This window comes from Pseudonocardia spirodelae (genome assembly GCF_037727765.1).
In the GTDB taxonomy this organism is placed as follows: Bacteria; Actinomycetota; Actinomycetes; order Mycobacteriales; family Pseudonocardiaceae; genus Pseudonocardia; species Pseudonocardia spirodelae.
The window spans coordinates 128,660-145,121 of record NZ_JBBJUP010000001.1; the positions used below are offsets into that span (position 1 = coordinate 128,660).

General features: G+C 68.0%; 13 protein-coding genes. 6 read left to right on the plus strand and 7 right to left on the minus strand.

The window, feature by feature from the left end; all coding sequences use genetic code 11:
• The first annotated feature begins 132 nt into the window (after positions 1-132).
• A complete protein-coding gene (locus WJX68_RS00695; RefSeq protein WP_340285466.1) occupies positions 133-876 on the plus strand; it encodes a helix-turn-helix domain-containing protein in 744 nt (247 codons plus the stop codon).
• Positions 877-896: 20 nt separating this feature from the next.
• A complete protein-coding gene (locus WJX68_RS00700; protein WP_340285467.1) occupies positions 897-1,370 on the plus strand; it encodes an NUDIX hydrolase in 474 nt (157 codons plus the stop codon).
• Here the strand turns inward: WJX68_RS00700 and WJX68_RS00705 are convergent.
• Together WJX68_RS00705 and WJX68_RS00710 are read right to left on the minus strand one after the other, a co-directional pair.
• Entirely contained in the window at positions 1,363-1,923 is a 561-nt protein-coding gene (locus WJX68_RS00705; protein WP_340285468.1) for an HD domain-containing protein, read from the minus strand. The genes WJX68_RS00700 and WJX68_RS00705 overlap by 8 nt on opposite strands.
• A gap of 1,017 nt (positions 1,924-2,940) precedes the next feature.
• Positions 2,941-4,725, minus strand: a complete 1,785-nt coding sequence (locus tag WJX68_RS00710; protein ID WP_340285469.1) for an AAA family ATPase — start codon at positions 4,723-4,725, stop codon at positions 2,941-2,943.
• 707 nt (positions 4,726-5,432) lie between these two features.
• Between WJX68_RS00710 and WJX68_RS00715 the strand changes: the two genes are divergently transcribed.
• Positions 5,433-5,864 carry a hypothetical protein gene (locus WJX68_RS00715; RefSeq protein ID WP_340285470.1) on the plus strand — a complete coding sequence of 144 codons (432 nt, stop codon included), beginning with the start codon at positions 5,433-5,435 and terminating at the stop codon, positions 5,862-5,864.
• Positions 5,865-6,259: 395 nt separating this feature from the next.
• Positions 6,260-6,538, plus strand: a complete 279-nt coding sequence (locus WJX68_RS00720; protein WP_340285471.1) for a hypothetical protein — start codon at positions 6,260-6,262, stop codon at positions 6,536-6,538.
• 1,239 nt (positions 6,539-7,777) lie between these two features.
• On the opposite strand, the gene WJX68_RS00725 is transcribed toward WJX68_RS00720, so the two are convergent.
• The gene (locus WJX68_RS00725) at positions 7,778-8,536 is read right to left on the minus strand and encodes a hypothetical protein (protein ID WP_340285472.1); all 759 of its coding nucleotides are present in this window, start codon (positions 8,534-8,536) and stop codon (positions 7,778-7,780) included.
• A gap of 215 nt (positions 8,537-8,751) precedes the next feature.
• Here WJX68_RS00725 and WJX68_RS00730 point away from each other — a divergent pair, with 215 nt between their 5' ends.
• Together WJX68_RS00730 and WJX68_RS00735 are read left to right on the plus strand one after the other, a co-directional pair.
• Entirely contained in the window at positions 8,752-11,358 is a 2,607-nt protein-coding gene (locus WJX68_RS00730) for a hypothetical protein (RefSeq protein WP_340285473.1), read from the plus strand.
• Between the two features lie 2 nt (positions 11,359-11,360).
• Entirely contained in the window at positions 11,361-12,851 is a 1,491-nt protein-coding gene (locus tag WJX68_RS00735) for a hypothetical protein (RefSeq protein ID WP_340285474.1), read from the plus strand.
• Here the strand turns inward: WJX68_RS00735 and WJX68_RS00740 are convergent.
• The 4 genes from WJX68_RS00740 to WJX68_RS00755 all read right to left on the minus strand — a co-directional run bounded on the left by WJX68_RS00740 (position 12,820) and on the right by WJX68_RS00755 (position 16,427).
• Positions 12,820-13,824, minus strand: coding sequence for an AAA family ATPase (locus WJX68_RS00740; RefSeq protein WP_340285475.1), 1,005 nt, complete (start codon positions 13,822-13,824; stop codon positions 12,820-12,822). The genes WJX68_RS00735 and WJX68_RS00740 overlap by 32 nt on opposite strands.
• Before the next feature lie 104 nt (positions 13,825-13,928).
• The gene (locus tag WJX68_RS00745; RefSeq protein WP_340285476.1) at positions 13,929-14,528 is read right to left on the minus strand and encodes a hypothetical protein; all 600 of its coding nucleotides are present in this window, start codon (positions 14,526-14,528) and stop codon (positions 13,929-13,931) included.
• Entirely contained in the window at positions 14,521-15,756 is a 1,236-nt protein-coding gene (locus WJX68_RS00750) for an exonuclease domain-containing protein (protein WP_340285477.1), read from the minus strand. Before WJX68_RS00750 ends, WJX68_RS00745 begins: the two co-directional genes overlap by 8 nt.
• Positions 15,753-16,427, minus strand: a complete 675-nt coding sequence (locus WJX68_RS00755; protein WP_340285478.1) for a DUF6218 family protein — start codon at positions 16,425-16,427, stop codon at positions 15,753-15,755. The genes WJX68_RS00750 and WJX68_RS00755 overlap by 4 nt, the downstream gene beginning before the upstream one ends.
• Positions 16,428-16,462: the final 35 nt, after the last annotated feature.

The window sequence follows — 16,462 nt, forward strand, 5'->3', positions numbered from 1 at the left end:
CGTCTCGTCGTCGGCGTAGATCTATGAGACCTGGACCACGGGGGACGTCGGCACCGCCAACAAGGGACGTGACAGGACGTTTTAGGGACGCTAGAATCGTCCCTGCTGTGGTCGACCGTCCCAGGAGGTCCCATGACCACGAACGAACGGCTCCGTGGCTCGATCATCGCGGCCCGCCTGCACCCCACTGGACTGGCTGAGCGCATCGGCGTGGACCCGAAGACGGTCGAGCGCTGGATCACCAAGGGACGCCTGCCGCACCGCACGCACCGGGTCGCGGTGGCTGGCGCCCTGGAGGTCGACGAGGCGTACCTCTGGCCGGAGATCCTGGGACAACAGGTGACCCAGTCCGCCAGCGTCGCCGAGCTCCTGGAGCTGCACCCGACCCGGGCGTCGGTCCCGCACGACACCTGGCAGCAGCTCTACGGCTCCGCCCGCGAGGCGATGGACATCCTGACCTACGCCGGGTCGTTCCTGTTCGAGCAGCACGAGATCACCGAGGTGCTGCGCACCAAGTCCCGCGAGGGCGTGCGCTGCCGCTTCCTGATCGGCGACGAGACCTCCGAGGCGGTCCGCCTGCGCGCCGAGGAGGAGGGCACCAGCGGCGGGCTGGAGGGACGCATCCAGCTCCACCGGCGCTACCTGCGCGACGTCGTCGGACTCCCCGGCATCGAGGTCCGCACCCACGGCACGACGCTCTACAACTCGCTGTTCCGGTTCGACCAGGACCTGCTCGTCAACGGCCACGCCTACGGCGCCCCGGCCGGGCACTCCCCGGTCATGCACCTGCGCCGCGTCCCCGGTGGACGGATGTGGGAGCACTTCATGCGCTCGTTCGAGGAGGTCTGGGACTCGGGAAAGCCCATCGAGAAGTGAACGTGCGCCATGCTTGAGTCATGGGCCGCATCGACTACTTCCACGACCCCGACGCCCCGCAGGCGAACAGCATCGTCCCGTCGACCACCGCCGCCGTACGCGATGGCCGCGGGCGACTGCTCATGATCCACAAGATCGACAACGACAAGTGGGCTCTGCCTGGCGGTGGTATGGACCTGGGGGAGTCGATCGCCGACGCCGCCGTGCGCGAGGTCGCCGAGGAGACCGGGCTGTCGGTCGAGATCACCGGGCTCGTCGGGATCTACACCGACCCCGGCCACGTCATGGCCTACGACGACGGCGAGGTCCGCCAGCAGTTCTCCGTGTGCTTCCACGCCCGCCCCACCGGAGGCACGCTGCGCGAGGACGGCACCGAGACCAAGGCCGCGAAGTGGGTCGAGCCCGCCGACATCGACGGCCTGACGATCCACCCGTCCATGCGCCGGCGGATCGACGACGCGCTACGCGGCGACCCCACCCCGCAGATCAACTGAACTTGGCCCGCTCCAGCCGGATCGTCGTCTGATCGATCGCGATCTCGATCGACGTCCGCGCCGCCGTCATCGCCCGCGCCACCACCGAGTCCGGCTCATAGCGCTCCAGGATCTCCTCCAGGCGCTCCGGGTAGCCCATCCGCTGCCCAGCCGGACCGGTCGTCATGTCCGCGGTCCACAGCGCATCGGAGACCGGCGAGCGCTCGCACTCCCAGTGGGCCAGGCGGTCGGCGAGGCCGCGGTGAGCCACCTCGTAGGACGCCGCGGAGTGGTGAGCGACGAGGGCGCACAGACGGTCCGGATAGCCCTGGCGCTCCAGGTAGGCCGCGCCGTCGATCTGGTGGCTACCCGTGTCGCGGACTTCGGGGGAGTAGCCGATGTCGTGCAGCCACGCCGCGACGACCAACAGCTCGCGATCCTGCTCGTCGACCGCCGGGGACAGCTCGCGTGCCTTCTCCGCCACGGCCTGTACGTGGGCCCAGCGGCGGTGCAGCGGTTCGAGGAGCTGCTGGGCGAGGGAACGGGCCTCACCGGGCGTCGGTGTCTCAGGCATCACCGACAACTCTATGCCCGTCCCACTACCCGATCTCGGCCGCTCGGCGAGCCGGGACCTGGAGCCGAAGCGCGCCGGTGTCGAAACTCTCCATGCATCATCAAGCGGCGCCTTCGGCGCCCGTCCGCGCAGGGCTGCGGCCTCCGGCCGGTCCCCGCGCGGACTCGGAGTACGAAGCCGACATTCCGCGATCACTCTCCGGGCTCGAGCGATCTGGCCCGAAAGTAACCTATTAGCGCACTCTCAATTCCATTTGCCGACTCGACCTTCAGATGTGCCACACCGCGGGACATTGCGACCGTAGCAGCTTTGCCGGATGCTGCGTGACCAATCCTCCCCGTAATGCACACGGTTACATCAATATCAGGAGAAAGGCCTGACCACGACCGATCGAGCCCCCTGGGGGGCTTGTTCTTTTCCGATGGGATCCAAGAAAGACGTCCGGCGAGAGCGAGTGGACCTTCCTCTATACGCCTAACGACACGCTCCTCTGGCCTACCGCCGACTATGTGAACCCGTCGCGTGCTGAAGAACGCTGCCACGGCGGCGTCAAATTCCGCTGGAAGCTGCAATCCGGGCTCACGGCAGAGATGGAGCTCGGCCGGCGGCGAAGGCACGCAATCGACTTGCGTCACCTCGTCGTCCCACGAGTCCACAACCGTGGCAATCCCTCCGATGGGAAGGTGGAGGGTCCCAGCCACATCCCGGCCGAGTGCGCGGCCGTGCTCGTAGTCACCTCTATACGGAGGTGCAAAGCTCCGTACCTCCGCATCCTCGCCGTTCAGTTGGGCCACTCTACTCAATACGATATTGAGCGCCCGACTGAACGCCCCCCGAAGCGCGGGAGGATGTAGGTTTAACTCGTTATGAGGATAGCCGTACTCAGCGAATGAATCAAGAACGCGCTTCTGGCTGTGCTCACCCAAATACGCCCGAGAGTCTAAGGACCAGTCCACTAAACGTTCCCAGTATCGCTGGTGCAAAGCTCGCTCTCCTGGAGCCACCAGGATCCCCGGATCAATCAGAAGGCGCATTATCTGCCGCATCGAGTTTGGCGCGAACCGCAACTACAAGATCCCGTCCGTCGATATCCTGAGTGTCAAAGAATCCTGTAGGCCAATGGCTCAGGTCGCCCAATTCACTAATTGAAAGCGGATCGATCGAGGTGACTCCTGCAACTTGCTGCGCATAGAGTACGTCGGCATCCCGGCTTCTGAATCTGCCCTGCGCAATTCGTAGCCGGAGTCTAGTAAGGAGGTACTCACTATGGGTTTCGATAAGGAGGTGCACATCCGCGCGCGCCAGCATGAAGAAGTCAGCAAGGCGTGACTGCACCGCCGGGTGAAGATGCAGCTCAGGCTGTTCGATCATGATGAGGTCACCGCGGGATGCGCCGAGCACCAGCGCAACGACTGGAAGGACCTGACTTGCACCCACGCCGATAGTCGTCAGATCTCTTTCGTTGCCGTCGACCAGCACTCGAAGCCCCCGACCGAGCTTCCCCTGGTCTAGGACAGTTACGCTATCACCGATCCCCAAGTAATGTACCCACTTTGAAACAGCGATTTCGAGAGGGTCAGCATGAATGGCGCCGGTCCAGTCCGCGTAACGAACTGTGCGGCGGCTCTGCACTACTAGGTGATCCGCAGTCGCCTCGCCTCGTGCGCCCACTGGCAAATTCCGCGTGCTTCCGACATTTCTAGAAACAACCTGAGGCTCCGATCGAAGTGGGCCGAGATATCGCGCCGACGTTCGGATAGTCCGGAGTGTATCGTTCACAATGCCTAGCGCCCTTAGGGCTCGTACAAATTTTGCGATACCAGGACTGCTCGCCTGATATCCCAAGCTGCGCCGACTACTTGCAATTGCGTACGAGGTGCGCGCAACCTGCACCGCCACGGACTCCACCTCAGGAATGAAGCTCTGTATTTCTTGAATCGCAGCATCTATCTCCTCAGGCGTCCATGCTGCGATTGTCGTTGCGCTCGCGTTCTGGAGCGGTGACCCCTCTGGGAGATCCCACTCCTCGCTTTCGATCTGCCGCTCGAGCTCGATCGCTGTTTGCATGCGTATATAGCGATCCGGTGATCGGAGGGCCCGGCGAAGATCCTTAACTCGATCCTCGGTCTGAACCCGATAGATGAAAGCCTCCGGACCGAGGCCGCCGAATCCTACATATGATCGAGAAGGGGCTCGACGGCCGTCGATCTCACGAATTCGAAGTATGGTCTGGCCGCCCGCGCGCCCTAGATTCAACTCCTCCAGTCTCGATGTGGTGACGCCACGGGAAGTAGCCTCGATGACTGGCTCGTCATCAACATAGATGGCTAAAGCGTGCACGACCAGCTCGCCGTCAGCGTTCTTGAGCTCAATTCGAAATGCGACGTCGCTAAGCTGTTTCTGTGATTCGCCTAGCCGGGCACGCACTACGGCGCCGACGGCACAGTGATCTGTGCCGGCTCGAATCACATCGCCTGCCAAGCCTAGGCGAACCAGTGGACCGTTGAGTACAATTGAGTCGTTGTCGCTTTGCGCCACTAGAAGAAGCGACTGGAGGAGTGAAGATTTCCCAGCGCTATTCGCTCCAGCGAGCAAAGAAAGCGGAGGTAGGCGCGTGCTTGCATGCTCGATCGATTTGAAGTTCTCAACTATCCACTCGCGGATGCGAATCCGATTTGCAGCCGCAGACCCAATTACCAACGCTCCCCCTAAGGTGAAGCGCCGAGTATAGCCACCACAGCCGCTACCGGGCGACGATTCGTGCCCTGGAGGCCGCTGGCTGCGAGAGTTCGGTGCTTCCATGTCGAGGCACGCCGAGAGCGATCCGCCGCTGCCTTGCAGGCAAGGGGTCAACTGCAGGCCCTCGCCGGGCGGGCTGATCTCCGGGATAGGGGTAGTGCCATCCCGCCGACCTCCCTCCGGGCTACCACACGAACAACCGTGGGCGGAGCTTGACGAGATCGGCTGGCGGTTGCGTCGAGGGCCGCCCACGGCCGCCCGCGCGGTCGGCTTGCAGCAGGTCGACGGGATGGCTCTCAGCAGGCACACGGAGCGGCCCGCGGCGGGGGCACATCTGGGGCACGTCCGCCCCAGAACGGCCCGATACCCGCTGACGTGACATGGCAGCGGGTGGGCTGATGGTCGACGGCACCGAGGGGAAACGCGCAGGCAGGCGGCGAGCCTGGTTTGCGTTTGCAAGGCGGTGCTTGCCTGCGCAGCACAAGCATGCAGCGCTCTGACGGGCGGATGTAACACAAGGTCGTCAGTTGACGACCGTCCGACCGTGATCAGGTACGGGGGCGGCGTTGGCCGGTAGGCGGATTGGCGGACCTGACGGCGGAAGCGATAAGGGGAGTAAGGGTGGTGGTCTCGTCATCGCGATCACCATCGCCGTCGTGCTCGGTGCGGGTGGCGTGGCTGGTGGGAGTGCGCTGTCGTCTGGCGGCGCGTCAGGTTCAAGCGCGGGCGCGCGAAGCAGTTCGGGAACCATGTCTCGGAACCTCGACAACGTGCAGGTCAGATTGACCAGCGCAGGTCTCCGTGTCACCGGCCGGATCGTCGACGACGCAGCCGACTGTGCGGCCCATTCCTACGGTCGGGTCCGCGAATTCTTCCGGGACCACCCGTGCGCCTCGTTGCGTCGAGCGCAGTTCGAGGTACGGGATCGCAACGGCGACGTGGCTCTCGTTCCCATTGCATGGGTCGACATGCTGACCGAGACCGAGGCTCGCCAGCTCAAGACGCTCATGGACACCGCTGCGACGGGCAACGTGACCGAGCTGTCCCGCGAACGCGGGCGCTACCGGACCGTTCGGTACACCGGGGATGCCTACGCCTCCCGGCGAGACGGGACGACTGTCGTGAACGCCCAGGCTCAACCCGTTGCCCGCGGGTGGGCCGGGCTCGCCCTGACCAGCGTGGTCACCAACGCGGTGGAGTAGCAGGGCACAGCAGCGCCGGTACAAATCCGGTACAAACCAGCCCGGCCAGCGACACCCAACGACGACCGGTCACCACCATTGAATTCGCAGGTCAGCGACCAGATCGACGCCGTTTCGGGTGGTCGGCATTTCCCCAGCGGCAGTACATCTCCTATCGCAATGCCCTCGCCGGGCGGGCTCACCTCCGGGGCGGTGGGCCGTGCCATAGCGTGTGGGGGAGCGAGGCCGGCGGACACCCACGGACTGAACGAGGGCGCTGCCCCGGGCGTCGATGCCCGTCGGGGCTCTACTTCGGACCGGAGTAATCGGGCGGAGCGCGTGTGAGGGCTGTGTCCTGACGTGTCCCACGCGATCGTGTACCGCTAACTCTCAGCTAAGCGCGTTAGCCTCATCTTATGGGGATTCGTCGATGGGGCATCGCGGCGACCGCTCTTTCGCTGGCGTTCGCCGCCTCGTGCGGGACAGACGCCAAGCCGCAGGTGTGTACTGATCTGGAAGCAGCGAACGACATCTCCGGTATCGCACAGGCGATCGATGACGTCGCGCCTGGTCACGACTATGCAGCGAATGAGCTGAAGGCCGAGTCGGCGGTAAGAGAGAGCTGTCCCGATCAGGAGTTCAAGCTAGAACGCTACCGCGAGCAGGTCCTTAACCCGGTTCTCGGCGGGTCGTAAGGTAGGCAGGCCGCCGTGTCGTTGACGGCGATGCTCATGCTCCTGGTGGTCGATGGGGCGGCAGCTGCTTAGAGCTAGCAGCGAGTGTCTAGCTGAGTGACAACCGACTGGTGCCTCGATGGACACCCACGGACGTCATGGGACTCCGAACAGCGCGAACGCGAGCATCGGCGCATGCCATCAACGTTCTACCTGTGCCCGGCAGGCAAGGGATCGACCGCGCCCTCGCCGGGCGGGCAGATCTCCGGGATGGTGGGCACCGTGCCATCCCGCCGACCTCCCGGAGGGCGTACCGCACGGACACCCGTGGGCGGAGCGTGGCATGGTCGGGTGCGGTTGCATCGAGGGCCGCCCACGGGCGCCCGCGCGGTCGGTCTGGCGACAGGCCGACGGGATGGCACTCGGAAGGCGCGGGGGAGCGGGCTTGTCCTCGGGCTACCCCGAGATCCAACGGCAGAAGCCAACGATGGACCGTTGCCGGTGGAAGACGCCTCGGTGGGTCCGTGCAGCGCACGAGGGGCAACGGCGAAGGTCCGAGCGTCGCCGGAAGTAGTGGATCTTGTCGCCACGCTTTCTGGGTTCCCGTGAAGCTGGGGATGCTTGACCAACTGCCTGACAACGGTCCCTCACCTTGGCGGCATCCGGCGGACGTCCACGGACGGAACGGCCGGGCTGGCCTGCGCGGCGTTGCGGGTCGCGCCGTTGCCTCTGTTGCTTCACACCGAAGAGGTCACTGGTTCGATCCCAGTATCGCCCACAGTCAAAACCCCTGGTCACAGGCTCGACGAGCCGGATGTGACCAGGGGTTTCGTCGTTCCCCGGGGTGTTCCCGGAGCATTTCCGGAGCATCGCTCATTCCGGAGCGACGGACGCTCCGCCGTCGTCCGGATCGTCCTCGTCGTCGAGGGCCTGGAGGAAGCGTCGCTGGTGTCGGTCCGCCGCTTGTAGAGGTCGCCTGTGCGAAGAGCGGGTGCTGCCCCGATCCGCAGGGGCGATCCCGCTGCAGCAGGGTCGTCGACCGTGACGGGGACGGCGTTGGCTGCCCCGGCGACTGAGGCATCGATCGTGCACCGCCAGCGGCCCGTCGTTGGTTCTTTCCTACCGGGGATAGCTGGATAGAGCGCTCCCTGCCGCGGCCGCAAGGCGCGACCAGACGATCTAGCGAACGAGAGAGTTCCGCATGCTTCGGGGGCGCCGGGGGCGCGGCGCCGGACGGTCCGTGACGTGAAGACCGGCTGGTCAGTATTCGTCGGTGACGTCCCGTGCGCCGCCGCTCGACATGAGCGATAGGAGGTCGAAGTCGGCGATCTCCCTGTACGGGACCAGCTCGCGGCCGGCACCGAAGCTGCGGGGCATCTGCAGCTTGATGTTCCGCCCGGGCTTGCGCTTGCGGGAGAACCGATGCCGGAGGTCCCGCTCGGCCTGGGTGATGTCGACGTGGCTGGCCTCGACGACCTGCAGCACGTGGCAGTCGGGGTTCGCGAGGTGCTGCCGCACCCGAGCTTCGGTGCCGTGGCCGAGCTTCACCCAGTTCTGCCAGGCGACGAGATAGAGGCGCTGGGGGGCATCGGCGCGCGACTCCCACGAGCGCGAGGTGGGGTCCGTGCGCAGGGAACCCAACACCTGCTTCTTCCAGGGGGCGAGGTAGGCGGCGCGCTCCTGCTCCCGGAGCGCGCGCTCACGTGTATTGCGAGGGCGCGGTGCCTTGGGAAGTGCCTCGGCGAACCGCCGTAGGGCATCGACATGCGCTGACACGGTCTCGGCTGTCTGGGGTCCCCGGTAGGTCCGTGGACGGACGTACTCCCCGACGACGCGGTCGTCGACGACTTCCAGCGCCTCCGCCACCGCCACGATGTTGTCCAGGAGCCGAAGGAACGCTCCCTCCCCGTCCTCCAACTCCTCCTCAGGGGTGTCGACAACGTCGTCGATGGCGGCGGCGAGTGAGCGCAGCACCAGGTCGTTGAGGAAGGAGACGGCTTCGGCGTCGACCGTCTTCACACGCCGACTCCGCGTCCGGTCCACTGCGATCGTCATGCTGCTCCCCACCTCGTCCGATCCCTGAGCCCTTCGCGCAGACCGTGTACGTCGTTACGGCGAACAGCGCGAGGGCCGTTCGGCCTACTCAATCCTGCTGAAGACCCATCGGAACCGGTAATCGCCGCGGCCGGCCTGCGATGGGCTGGGCGAACGTGTCGCGTCGGGGGGAGCAGGGAATGGGCGGGTTGCAGTCCGGGGGCGGTACCAGCGCGGTCGCCGCGTCGGCGCATGCGGGATGCGAGCGGTTCCGGCTCACCGACCCGTTCATCACGAGCCGGAGCAGGCGAGCGACGGCGACTTTCCTCGGTTTCCCGGACGACTCAGCCGGCATTCCGGAGGCCCGCTGGATGCGCGCGATGACCTTCGAGTCGTTGGTCCACGGCGAGCGCTTCGTCTCGGAGCTTCTGACCCGCACCGTCGGGCGGCTCGGGCTGCCACGACCGGTGTCCGTCCGTCGCCGCGACTGTGGCGGAAAGGTCGGCAGCACGGCCGCGCAGCTGGTCTTCGCACACCAGAGTGCGATCTCCGGCCAGGCAACGATGCTGACCCGGCTCGCCGTGCCGTACGTCCACCTGGAGCACCACGCCGACGCCACCGCGGTTCAACCGGACTTCGCGATCGTCTGCCCGCGGGCGGACGGCGGGTCCTGGCTGATCATGGGCGACGCGAAGGACTACGAGCGGATCCGTTCCCGGATCGACGACAAGCGAATGCTGAAGGGCTTCCTGCAGGTCGCATTGGGAGCCGAGTCCGCGTACGCGTGGTCGAAGCTCCCCGCGGGCATGTCCGTGCATCGCTTCGGCGCACTCGCCGTCCCGCGCAACGCCTTCTTGCAGCCGGAGCCGGTCGTCGAGCTGCTCGACGACCATCGGGCCGAGGTGCGGGCGCGCGCCGAGGAACGACTGGCGATGCGGGCCAAGCTCGGTGACGACCGTCCGACCGAGGGCGAGCTGGCCGACTTCGTCGCCCACCAGAGAGCGACGTTCGATCCGCGCAGCTGCGTCACCTGCAGCCTCTTCTCCTACTGTCGGTCCGAGTTGCGCGCCCGCCCCGAGCCGGAGGCGCTGCTCACTGAGATCGGCGTGGAGCGTCACCTGCACGCCGCCGTCCAGGCCGGCACCGCGCCGAAGAGCGTGACCGATCAGGTGCAGGCCACTCTCAGCGGCCTTCCCGTGTGGTCCGACCGGCGGCGGACGGACCCGGCGGGGGAGCCGGGAACGATCGACGTCGTCGTGGTGAAGTCCGACTCGGCCGCGCTGGGTGTGCACGGTGTGGCCGTGCGGTCTTACCCGGGAACCTGGGTGCGGCAGACCTTCGTCGATCCGCAGTCGCCGCTGACCCGCCGGGCCGTGATGCGCCTGATCGGCGAGGCGATCCGCGGGCACTCCGGACGACTGCCCGTCCAACTCGTCGTCCCGGACCGACCGACCGCCGACCTGCTCGCGACGGCCGCGGACTCCCTCGCCGGCGTCGAGCTGAGCAGGCTGCGGTGGGAACGCGACGTCGAGCAGGGGCGCCCGGCGCTGACCTTCGACGGTGCCGAGGCCACCATCCCCGAGGCGCTGCACCCGGACGAGCGCCTCGCCGTCAGCTTCCTGCTCGAGGAGGATCGCGCTCGGGCGATGAGCCTGCGGACACCGATCGTCGACCTCCGCTCCGTTCTGGCCGCCCACGTGACGGCCGGAGGACCGGCGATGGACTCGGGTCGCCTCGACTACCTGGTCACCTGGGCCGAGGCCACCGAGCCGCTCGACCACCGCGCCGTGTCCGATGCCATCGCCGCGCAGGAGCAGACTCCGGGCGCCCGCCTGTCCAACGTGGTCTCGGACATGCTGCACACCGCACGTCGCGAGCACGACGACAAGGCCTACGAGGACTTCGTCGCCGACGCTCTCGAGTACCGGATGTCGGTCGTCGAGCGGGCGATCGCGGTGTTGTCGGGAGTGCCGTCGTCACGGCTCCGGGAGGTGCACCGCGCCCTGGAGACGGATGCCCAGGAGGTGTGGGGGCGCCGGCTCGCGCTGCAGGCGTCTGACCTGGTCCGCTTCTCGCGGACCTACACGAGCTGGCGCAACGCCCAGGTCGAGATGCTCGACGACGATCGCACCTGCGCAGTCCAGCTCGCCAGCCTCGGCGACTACGGCTTCGCGCACGACCGCGCCGCCGACGCGGGCGTGCGCGAGCTGGCCCTCGCCACCGTCACCGGTGTCGAGCCGCTCCGGCTCCGCGTCCGGTCGCGTCGCCTCAAGACGGGTTTGCGCGTCGCTGCGCTACACGTCAACGGCGGCAGCATGATCGAGCGTGCCTCGACCACCCTCAAGATCCAGGGTGGGTCGTTCAAGTTCGGGCAGATGGCCATCGCGGACCTCGTGGAGACGGCGGGTGACGAGCTGGAGTGGCATCCGAAGGTCTGCCCGCCGCTCGCCGTCGGCGACGAGATCGTCCTCGCCGACGCCGCCTGGTTCGGCAAGCCGTTCAAGAACGGCACCGATCTCGCCGTCGCCCGGCCGAGCCAGGACAACCAGGCCGCGCCCAAGGCCGACTGCGGTCCGGACAGTTACGCGGCGGACAAGGGCAATCACCTATGGTGCTGCCGCCCCCACGCCGTCGCCGAGGCGGACTGGTCGGACACGCTCGCGGCACGACGGGCGCGCGGCGAGCTCAACCCGGACACCTGGCCACCGCTCGTCGACGAGGAGCGGTTCGACGTCGGCGGCGACACCCCCGCCGAGCCGCCCGCCTCCGTCGCCCCCGCCGGCCTCACGATCGATGACCTGGACTGATAGTGACCATCAGCTTCACGCCCGCGGCCGCCCACCTGACCGACGCCGCCCACCACGGAGACGCCGCACGCGGCAACGTCGCGGCCTCCGACCGGGCCATCGACGCCCTGCAACAGGTGCTTGCGGGCCAGGCCGACCACGACAAGATCCTCCTCCGGGCGGCTGCGGGCGCCGGCAAGTCCGTCGCACTGCGACGGATGGTGGTCACCTCGCTGACGCACCCGAACTGCCATCGCGTCGCAGTCACGGCCTTCGCGAACAAGCAGGTCTTCCCGCTGGCGGGCGCGCTCGGAAACGAACTCGGCGCCGCGACGGTGTGCCTGTTCGTGAGCAAGGACCGCCTCGACGACATCCCCGACCACGTTCTGTCCGCGGTCACCGTCGCGACCGGATTGGACGGCATCCCGGACACCGCTCGCGTCGTGCTCGGGACGTCGCACAAGCTCGGCGCGATGTATTACCGGACGCGATGGTCGCAGCTCGGCCCCGCCGCCAACGGCGACCGCCCTTTTGACGTCCTGTTCGTCGACGAGGCCTGGCAGCTTCCGCTGCACCGCTACGCGACCGTGGAGAGGCTGGCGCCGCTGTCGGTGGGCGTCGGGGACGTGGGGCAGCTGCCGCCCATCGACCCGTCGGAGAACCCGTGGCGCGGCGACCCCGGCTACAACCCCTACCGCGCTTGGCCGACGGCGTTCGAGTCCCTGGACAGCACCTTCGCTGTCGACCTTCCCGCGGTGTGGCGCCCGACCGCCGCCCAACTCCCGCTTTGGCGGGCGTTCTACAGCGACTGGGACCGGCTCGATTGCGTCGCCGCCCCGGGCGACCGTCGCATCGAGCTGCCGCCCCTCGACGGCGCGGTCCGGACGGTCTGGGAGGCCGTCGCCACCGGCGCCCCGACCCTGTTGGAGATTGACGGCCTGCCGGACGCTGAAGCCCCTGACATCGACCAGCCCCTGCTCGACGAGCTGGAGCGCCTGCTGGAACCGCTACTCGCAGGGGGCTTCTCCGCGATCTCCGCCCGCCACGACGGCGTCTGGCAGCCAGCGGGGGAGAAGGTCGTCGACTCGGCGGACCCCGGCGACGACCCGTTGATCGTCATCCTCGCTACCCGCAACCAGGCCGTCGACGACGCCGCCGAGATGGTCGAGCGCCTCACCACCCGCCTCGACCTCCCCGACGGCGTTCTCCGCGCCTCCACGGTGGACTCCTGGCAGGGCCAGACCAACGCGATCACGATCGCCATCCACCCCCTCTCCGGCGCGGACAAGCTCGACGACTTCAACTCCGCCTTCGGTCGTCTCGCCGTCACCTGTACCCGAGCCACCCACGGCCTGCTGATGCTCGCCCGCAGCGGCCTGGACCAGCTGTTGGACGACGCCGCAGCTCAGCCGGGCACGCCCCTAGGCGAACCGGGCACCCGCTCCCTCCCGCGGCAGACCCACCAACGGATCCTGAACACCTTCAACCGCGCGACGCTGGTACTCGCGAAGTGAGGCGACAGGTCCAGGACCGCGCGCAGGCCTGCGGCATTGCCGCCGGGATCCTCGGCAGCAGTGAGGAGTCCGGCGAGCCGTCCCAAGTCCGGCGAGCCGTCCCAAGTCCGGCGAGCCGTCCCAAGTCCGGCGAAGTCGGCTTGAGCAGAGCGAGCGCCTCGACAATGCGCGGGTCGTCCGCGCTCGCCAGGTCGGTCCGGATGGCCTTGCGTTCGGCGCTCGCGTCTCGGGCCCGGTCGGCGAGCGGCTTGCGCGCCGCCTTGAGCCGCGTCTGGGTCGCGGTCAGGGCTCCGAGTCCGAGGAGATCGTGGACCGCGTCGTGCAATTCCGTCGGCTTGCCGTCGATCAGGGCGCCGAGCTCGCTGTAGGAGAGGAAGGGGCGGTAAGTCTGCATCGACGCACCCCATGCGGACCCGTCGAAGTCCTGCACCTTGGCCTTGGGCTCCTGCCGGGTCCAGCGGCCGCCCTCGAGCTTGTCCTCCTGGGTCCAACGGCGCTGCACCTTCGTGGTGCCGTTCGTGCCGGCGACGGTGAGGTCGACGGCGACCGAGGCGTCGTCCCTGGAATGGAGACTGCGCCAGCCGTCGCGCCACACGGCGTTCTTGCCAGCCCAGCGCTCGTTCCTGCCGGTCATCACGAGCTCGGCGGCTTCCGCAAAACTCGACTTCCCGGAACCGTTGCGGCCGGTGACCAGAGTCAGCCCAGGACCTGGCGCCAGTTGCAGAGTCGCGGGCCTGCCGATACCTCGGAACCCCTCGACATGGACCGCGGCCAGGTAGACGTCGGGGTGCTCGACCTCGGTCTCGCCGGGAGGTTCAGCGGTGGGTGCGCCACGACCGGCGAGAGCGTCGGCGAGAGCGTCGGCGCCGGACCACGCGGCGAGGATCAGCCCGGACATCGCGTCGTCGACGGCGTCGTCCGCGAGTAGTCGCTCGATGAGCAGCTCGTAGAGACCCAGCTCTGCCTTGTCCATACATCCCCCGGATGGTCATGCTTAGAGAACGCTAGCGGTGATCGGTCACCCAACGCTCATGTGGGGTCACGATCGGGTGATATCGGCGGTGTTGCGGTGCTCCGTCACACCACGCTGTCGGCGAGGCTGGAAGCCAGGCGAACCGCTGCGGCGGTTCGGGTTGCGGGCTCCACCTGGGCGTTCACGACCGTCGTCTCGTGGCGTCCGGACGCGTACTGCTCGCCGGTCCACGTGACTCGGCGCGTACCGCGGAGCTCCGTGGTGTTGCCGGTGCCGTGGGTGTCGACGAGCCGATGCAGCTCCCGCGCGTCGGTCTCGTCGGGCATGTCAACCACCGCGACGGCGACGACAACCGTGATCCCGTCCTCCGTGACCTCGAACAGCGCGCGCCCGAGTCCCTCGCAGGGGTTGGCGCGGAGGTAGTCCTGCACCTGGCCGTAGGACTGCCGCGCACAGTCCTGGTCGAAGGCCTCGTCGAGCCGCCGCACGGTGCGGCCATGCCGCTCCAGCTTGGTGACGGTCTTGGCGAAGCTGCGGTCCTTCGCCTTGACCGAAGTGGAGCTCGCGGGTCGAGCCGCCGTCGACGCCCCGCCGGCCGTGCCGAAGTAGGCCACGCCCACGGCGAGCGAGGCGGCGACGGTAAAGGTCACGCCGCGTTTGCGCCACGTACCGTCGTCGTTGCGCGGCTGGTCCCGCTTACCCATGGCGCACTGAGTCGAGGAGGCTGAGGAACGCGTCCTCGGTGACGACCGGGACACCGAGCTCGCGAGCCCGTTCCGCCTTGCCGGACAGGGAGTCGGGATCGGCTGCCACGACGACCGTGGTCCGCCGGCTCACGCTGGTCGTCATCCTGAGCCCGACGGCGAGGGCATCTGCCGTGATCTCCCGTCGCCCGCGGCACATCGTTCCCGTGAGGACGACGGTGTCACCCGGCTGGAGGTGGAGACCGCCTGCTGAGACCGCTGCCGGTGTCGGAGGCTCCTCCAGTGCCGCGCGCAGCGCGGCGTCCACCGCGTCCTCCTCGAGATCGAGCAGAGCCGCGACGGAGACCAGGTCTGCGTACTCCTCGGGGGTCACGACACCGTCGTCCCAGGCCGCCTGGGCGAGCGCGGTCAGATAGCTGTGGTGCACCTCGACGACCTCGGCCTTGTGCAGCCCCAGATTGTGGGCGAGGTCGAGAAGCCCGTCTGCCTCGGTGTCGGAGAGGTGCCGGTCGAGCAGAGCGCGGTCCAGCATGGCCAGGTAGGCGTCGGTCTCGGGGCGCTCGGCCCGTGGGATCCGGTCGACGAGGCGGGCCAGGAAGTGCGGTCGCGTGACCCCGGACGGCGTCCGGTGAACAGCACGCGCTCGGTGGCCACCAAGATCCGGCCAGCCCCACGCCGCGGTGAGGAGCTGCTCGTCGCTGAGGCGGACGACGTCCGGTGCGGCGGAGAGCAGGAACCTCAGCAGGTCGGCGGCTGCGGCCGCGTCCGCCGCCGCAGTGTGCCAGTCGCGCTCGGGCAGCCCTGCGGCTGCGCAACACTCAACCAGCGAGCGGCGGGTCCACGGGATCGCTGCTCCGGTAGCGCGCATGGTGCACAGCCCGGCCTCCCGGTGCAGCGGGACCTCGTGCCCGAGCCGTTGGTACTCGGCGCGCAGGTGCATGGCGTCGAAGGCCCAGTTGTGCGCGACGACGACCCGCCCCGACAGCCGCGCCGCGATCTCGCCCGCGATCTCCCCAAATACCGGGGCGCGCCGAACGTCGGCGGCGCGGATGCCATGGATCCACTGCGGCCCGAGGTCGCGTTCGGGGTTGACGAGGGTGTCCCACGAGTCCGTGACAGAGCCGGACGGGTCGATGTGCACGATCGCGATCTCGGCGATGCGGTGGTGGAAACCGGGCTGGATCCCGGTCGTCTCTACGTCGACGACCGCGTAGCCGGCGGCGTTCACAGCGGCAGCCGGGTGCGGTCGGCGGTCAGGGCCGCGTCCCGCCAGCGGGTCGGCAGCGACTCCGGCGGCCCTAAGGCGGTGCGGACGTAGTCGCGCCGGTTCTTGACCTGCTCGGTCTCGTCCCACACCTCGGCGATCCAGCGCAGCACGCCGATGACCGTGAGGGCCTCGGACGCGGCAGGTGAGCCGCTGGGCACCCCGAGCCGGGCCAGGCGGCGAAGCTCCGCGATCGAGCCGGCAGGCCCGCCGAGATCACGACGCCAGCCGATGTCGGTAACCTTCCGACCGGACTCCCGTACCGCCGCCATGACGTGTCCCACCTCGACCCGGCGCTCCAACACATCGCCGAACGCGCCGGCAACGTCGAACGTTTGTCCACGCCACCACCCGTCGTCGAGCTTGGCGCAGGTGGTGAGCTCGCTCAGCACCGCCTCCGCTCCGGACACGTCCGACACCGCGATCGCCCGCCGCTCGATGCAGGTCAGCAGCCGTCGCGCCGTGTCCGGTTCGGCACGCAGCTCGTCGAGCGGCGTGATCCACGCGCCGGTGGGCAGCCCATCCAGGCTCACCTGCCAGACGGCGAGAGTGTCCGGGTCTGCGGTGAGCACCGCCGTTCCCGTGGCCCAGGTGGGCAGGCTCGCGGGAACCGACAGTTCGTCCAACGTCGTCATGAGGACCTCCTGCGAGTTACATCGATGTCATCTCG

What these genes read in the sequence shown, in the direction of transcription:
- WJX68_RS00705 (WP_340285468.1), bottom strand. Translation starts at nt 1,923, where the DNA reads ATGCCTGAGACACCGACGCCCGGTGAGGCCCGTTCCCTCGCCCAGCAG.
- WJX68_RS00745 (WP_340285476.1), bottom strand. Translation starts at nt 14,528, where the DNA reads ATGGGTAAGCGGGACCAGCCGCGCAACGACGACGGTACGTGGCGCAAA.
- WJX68_RS00730 (WP_340285473.1), top strand. Translation starts at nt 8,752, where the DNA reads ATGGGCGGGTTGCAGTCCGGGGGCGGTACCAGCGCGGTCGCCGCGTCG.
- WJX68_RS00695 (WP_340285466.1), top strand. Translation starts at nt 133, where the DNA reads ATGACCACGAACGAACGGCTCCGTGGCTCGATCATCGCGGCCCGCCTG.
- WJX68_RS00755 (WP_340285478.1), bottom strand. Translation starts at nt 16,427, where the DNA reads ATGACGACGTTGGACGAACTGTCGGTTCCCGCGAGCCTGCCCACCTGG.
- WJX68_RS00720 (WP_340285471.1), top strand. Translation starts at nt 6,260, where the DNA reads ATGGGGATTCGTCGATGGGGCATCGCGGCGACCGCTCTTTCGCTGGCG.
- WJX68_RS00700 (WP_340285467.1), top strand. Translation starts at nt 897, where the DNA reads ATGGGCCGCATCGACTACTTCCACGACCCCGACGCCCCGCAGGCGAAC.
- WJX68_RS00740 (WP_340285475.1), bottom strand. Translation starts at nt 13,824, where the DNA reads ATGGACAAGGCAGAGCTGGGTCTCTACGAGCTGCTCATCGAGCGACTA.
- WJX68_RS00710 (WP_340285469.1), bottom strand. Translation starts at nt 4,725, where the DNA reads ATGGAAGCACCGAACTCTCGCAGCCAGCGGCCTCCAGGGCACGAATCG.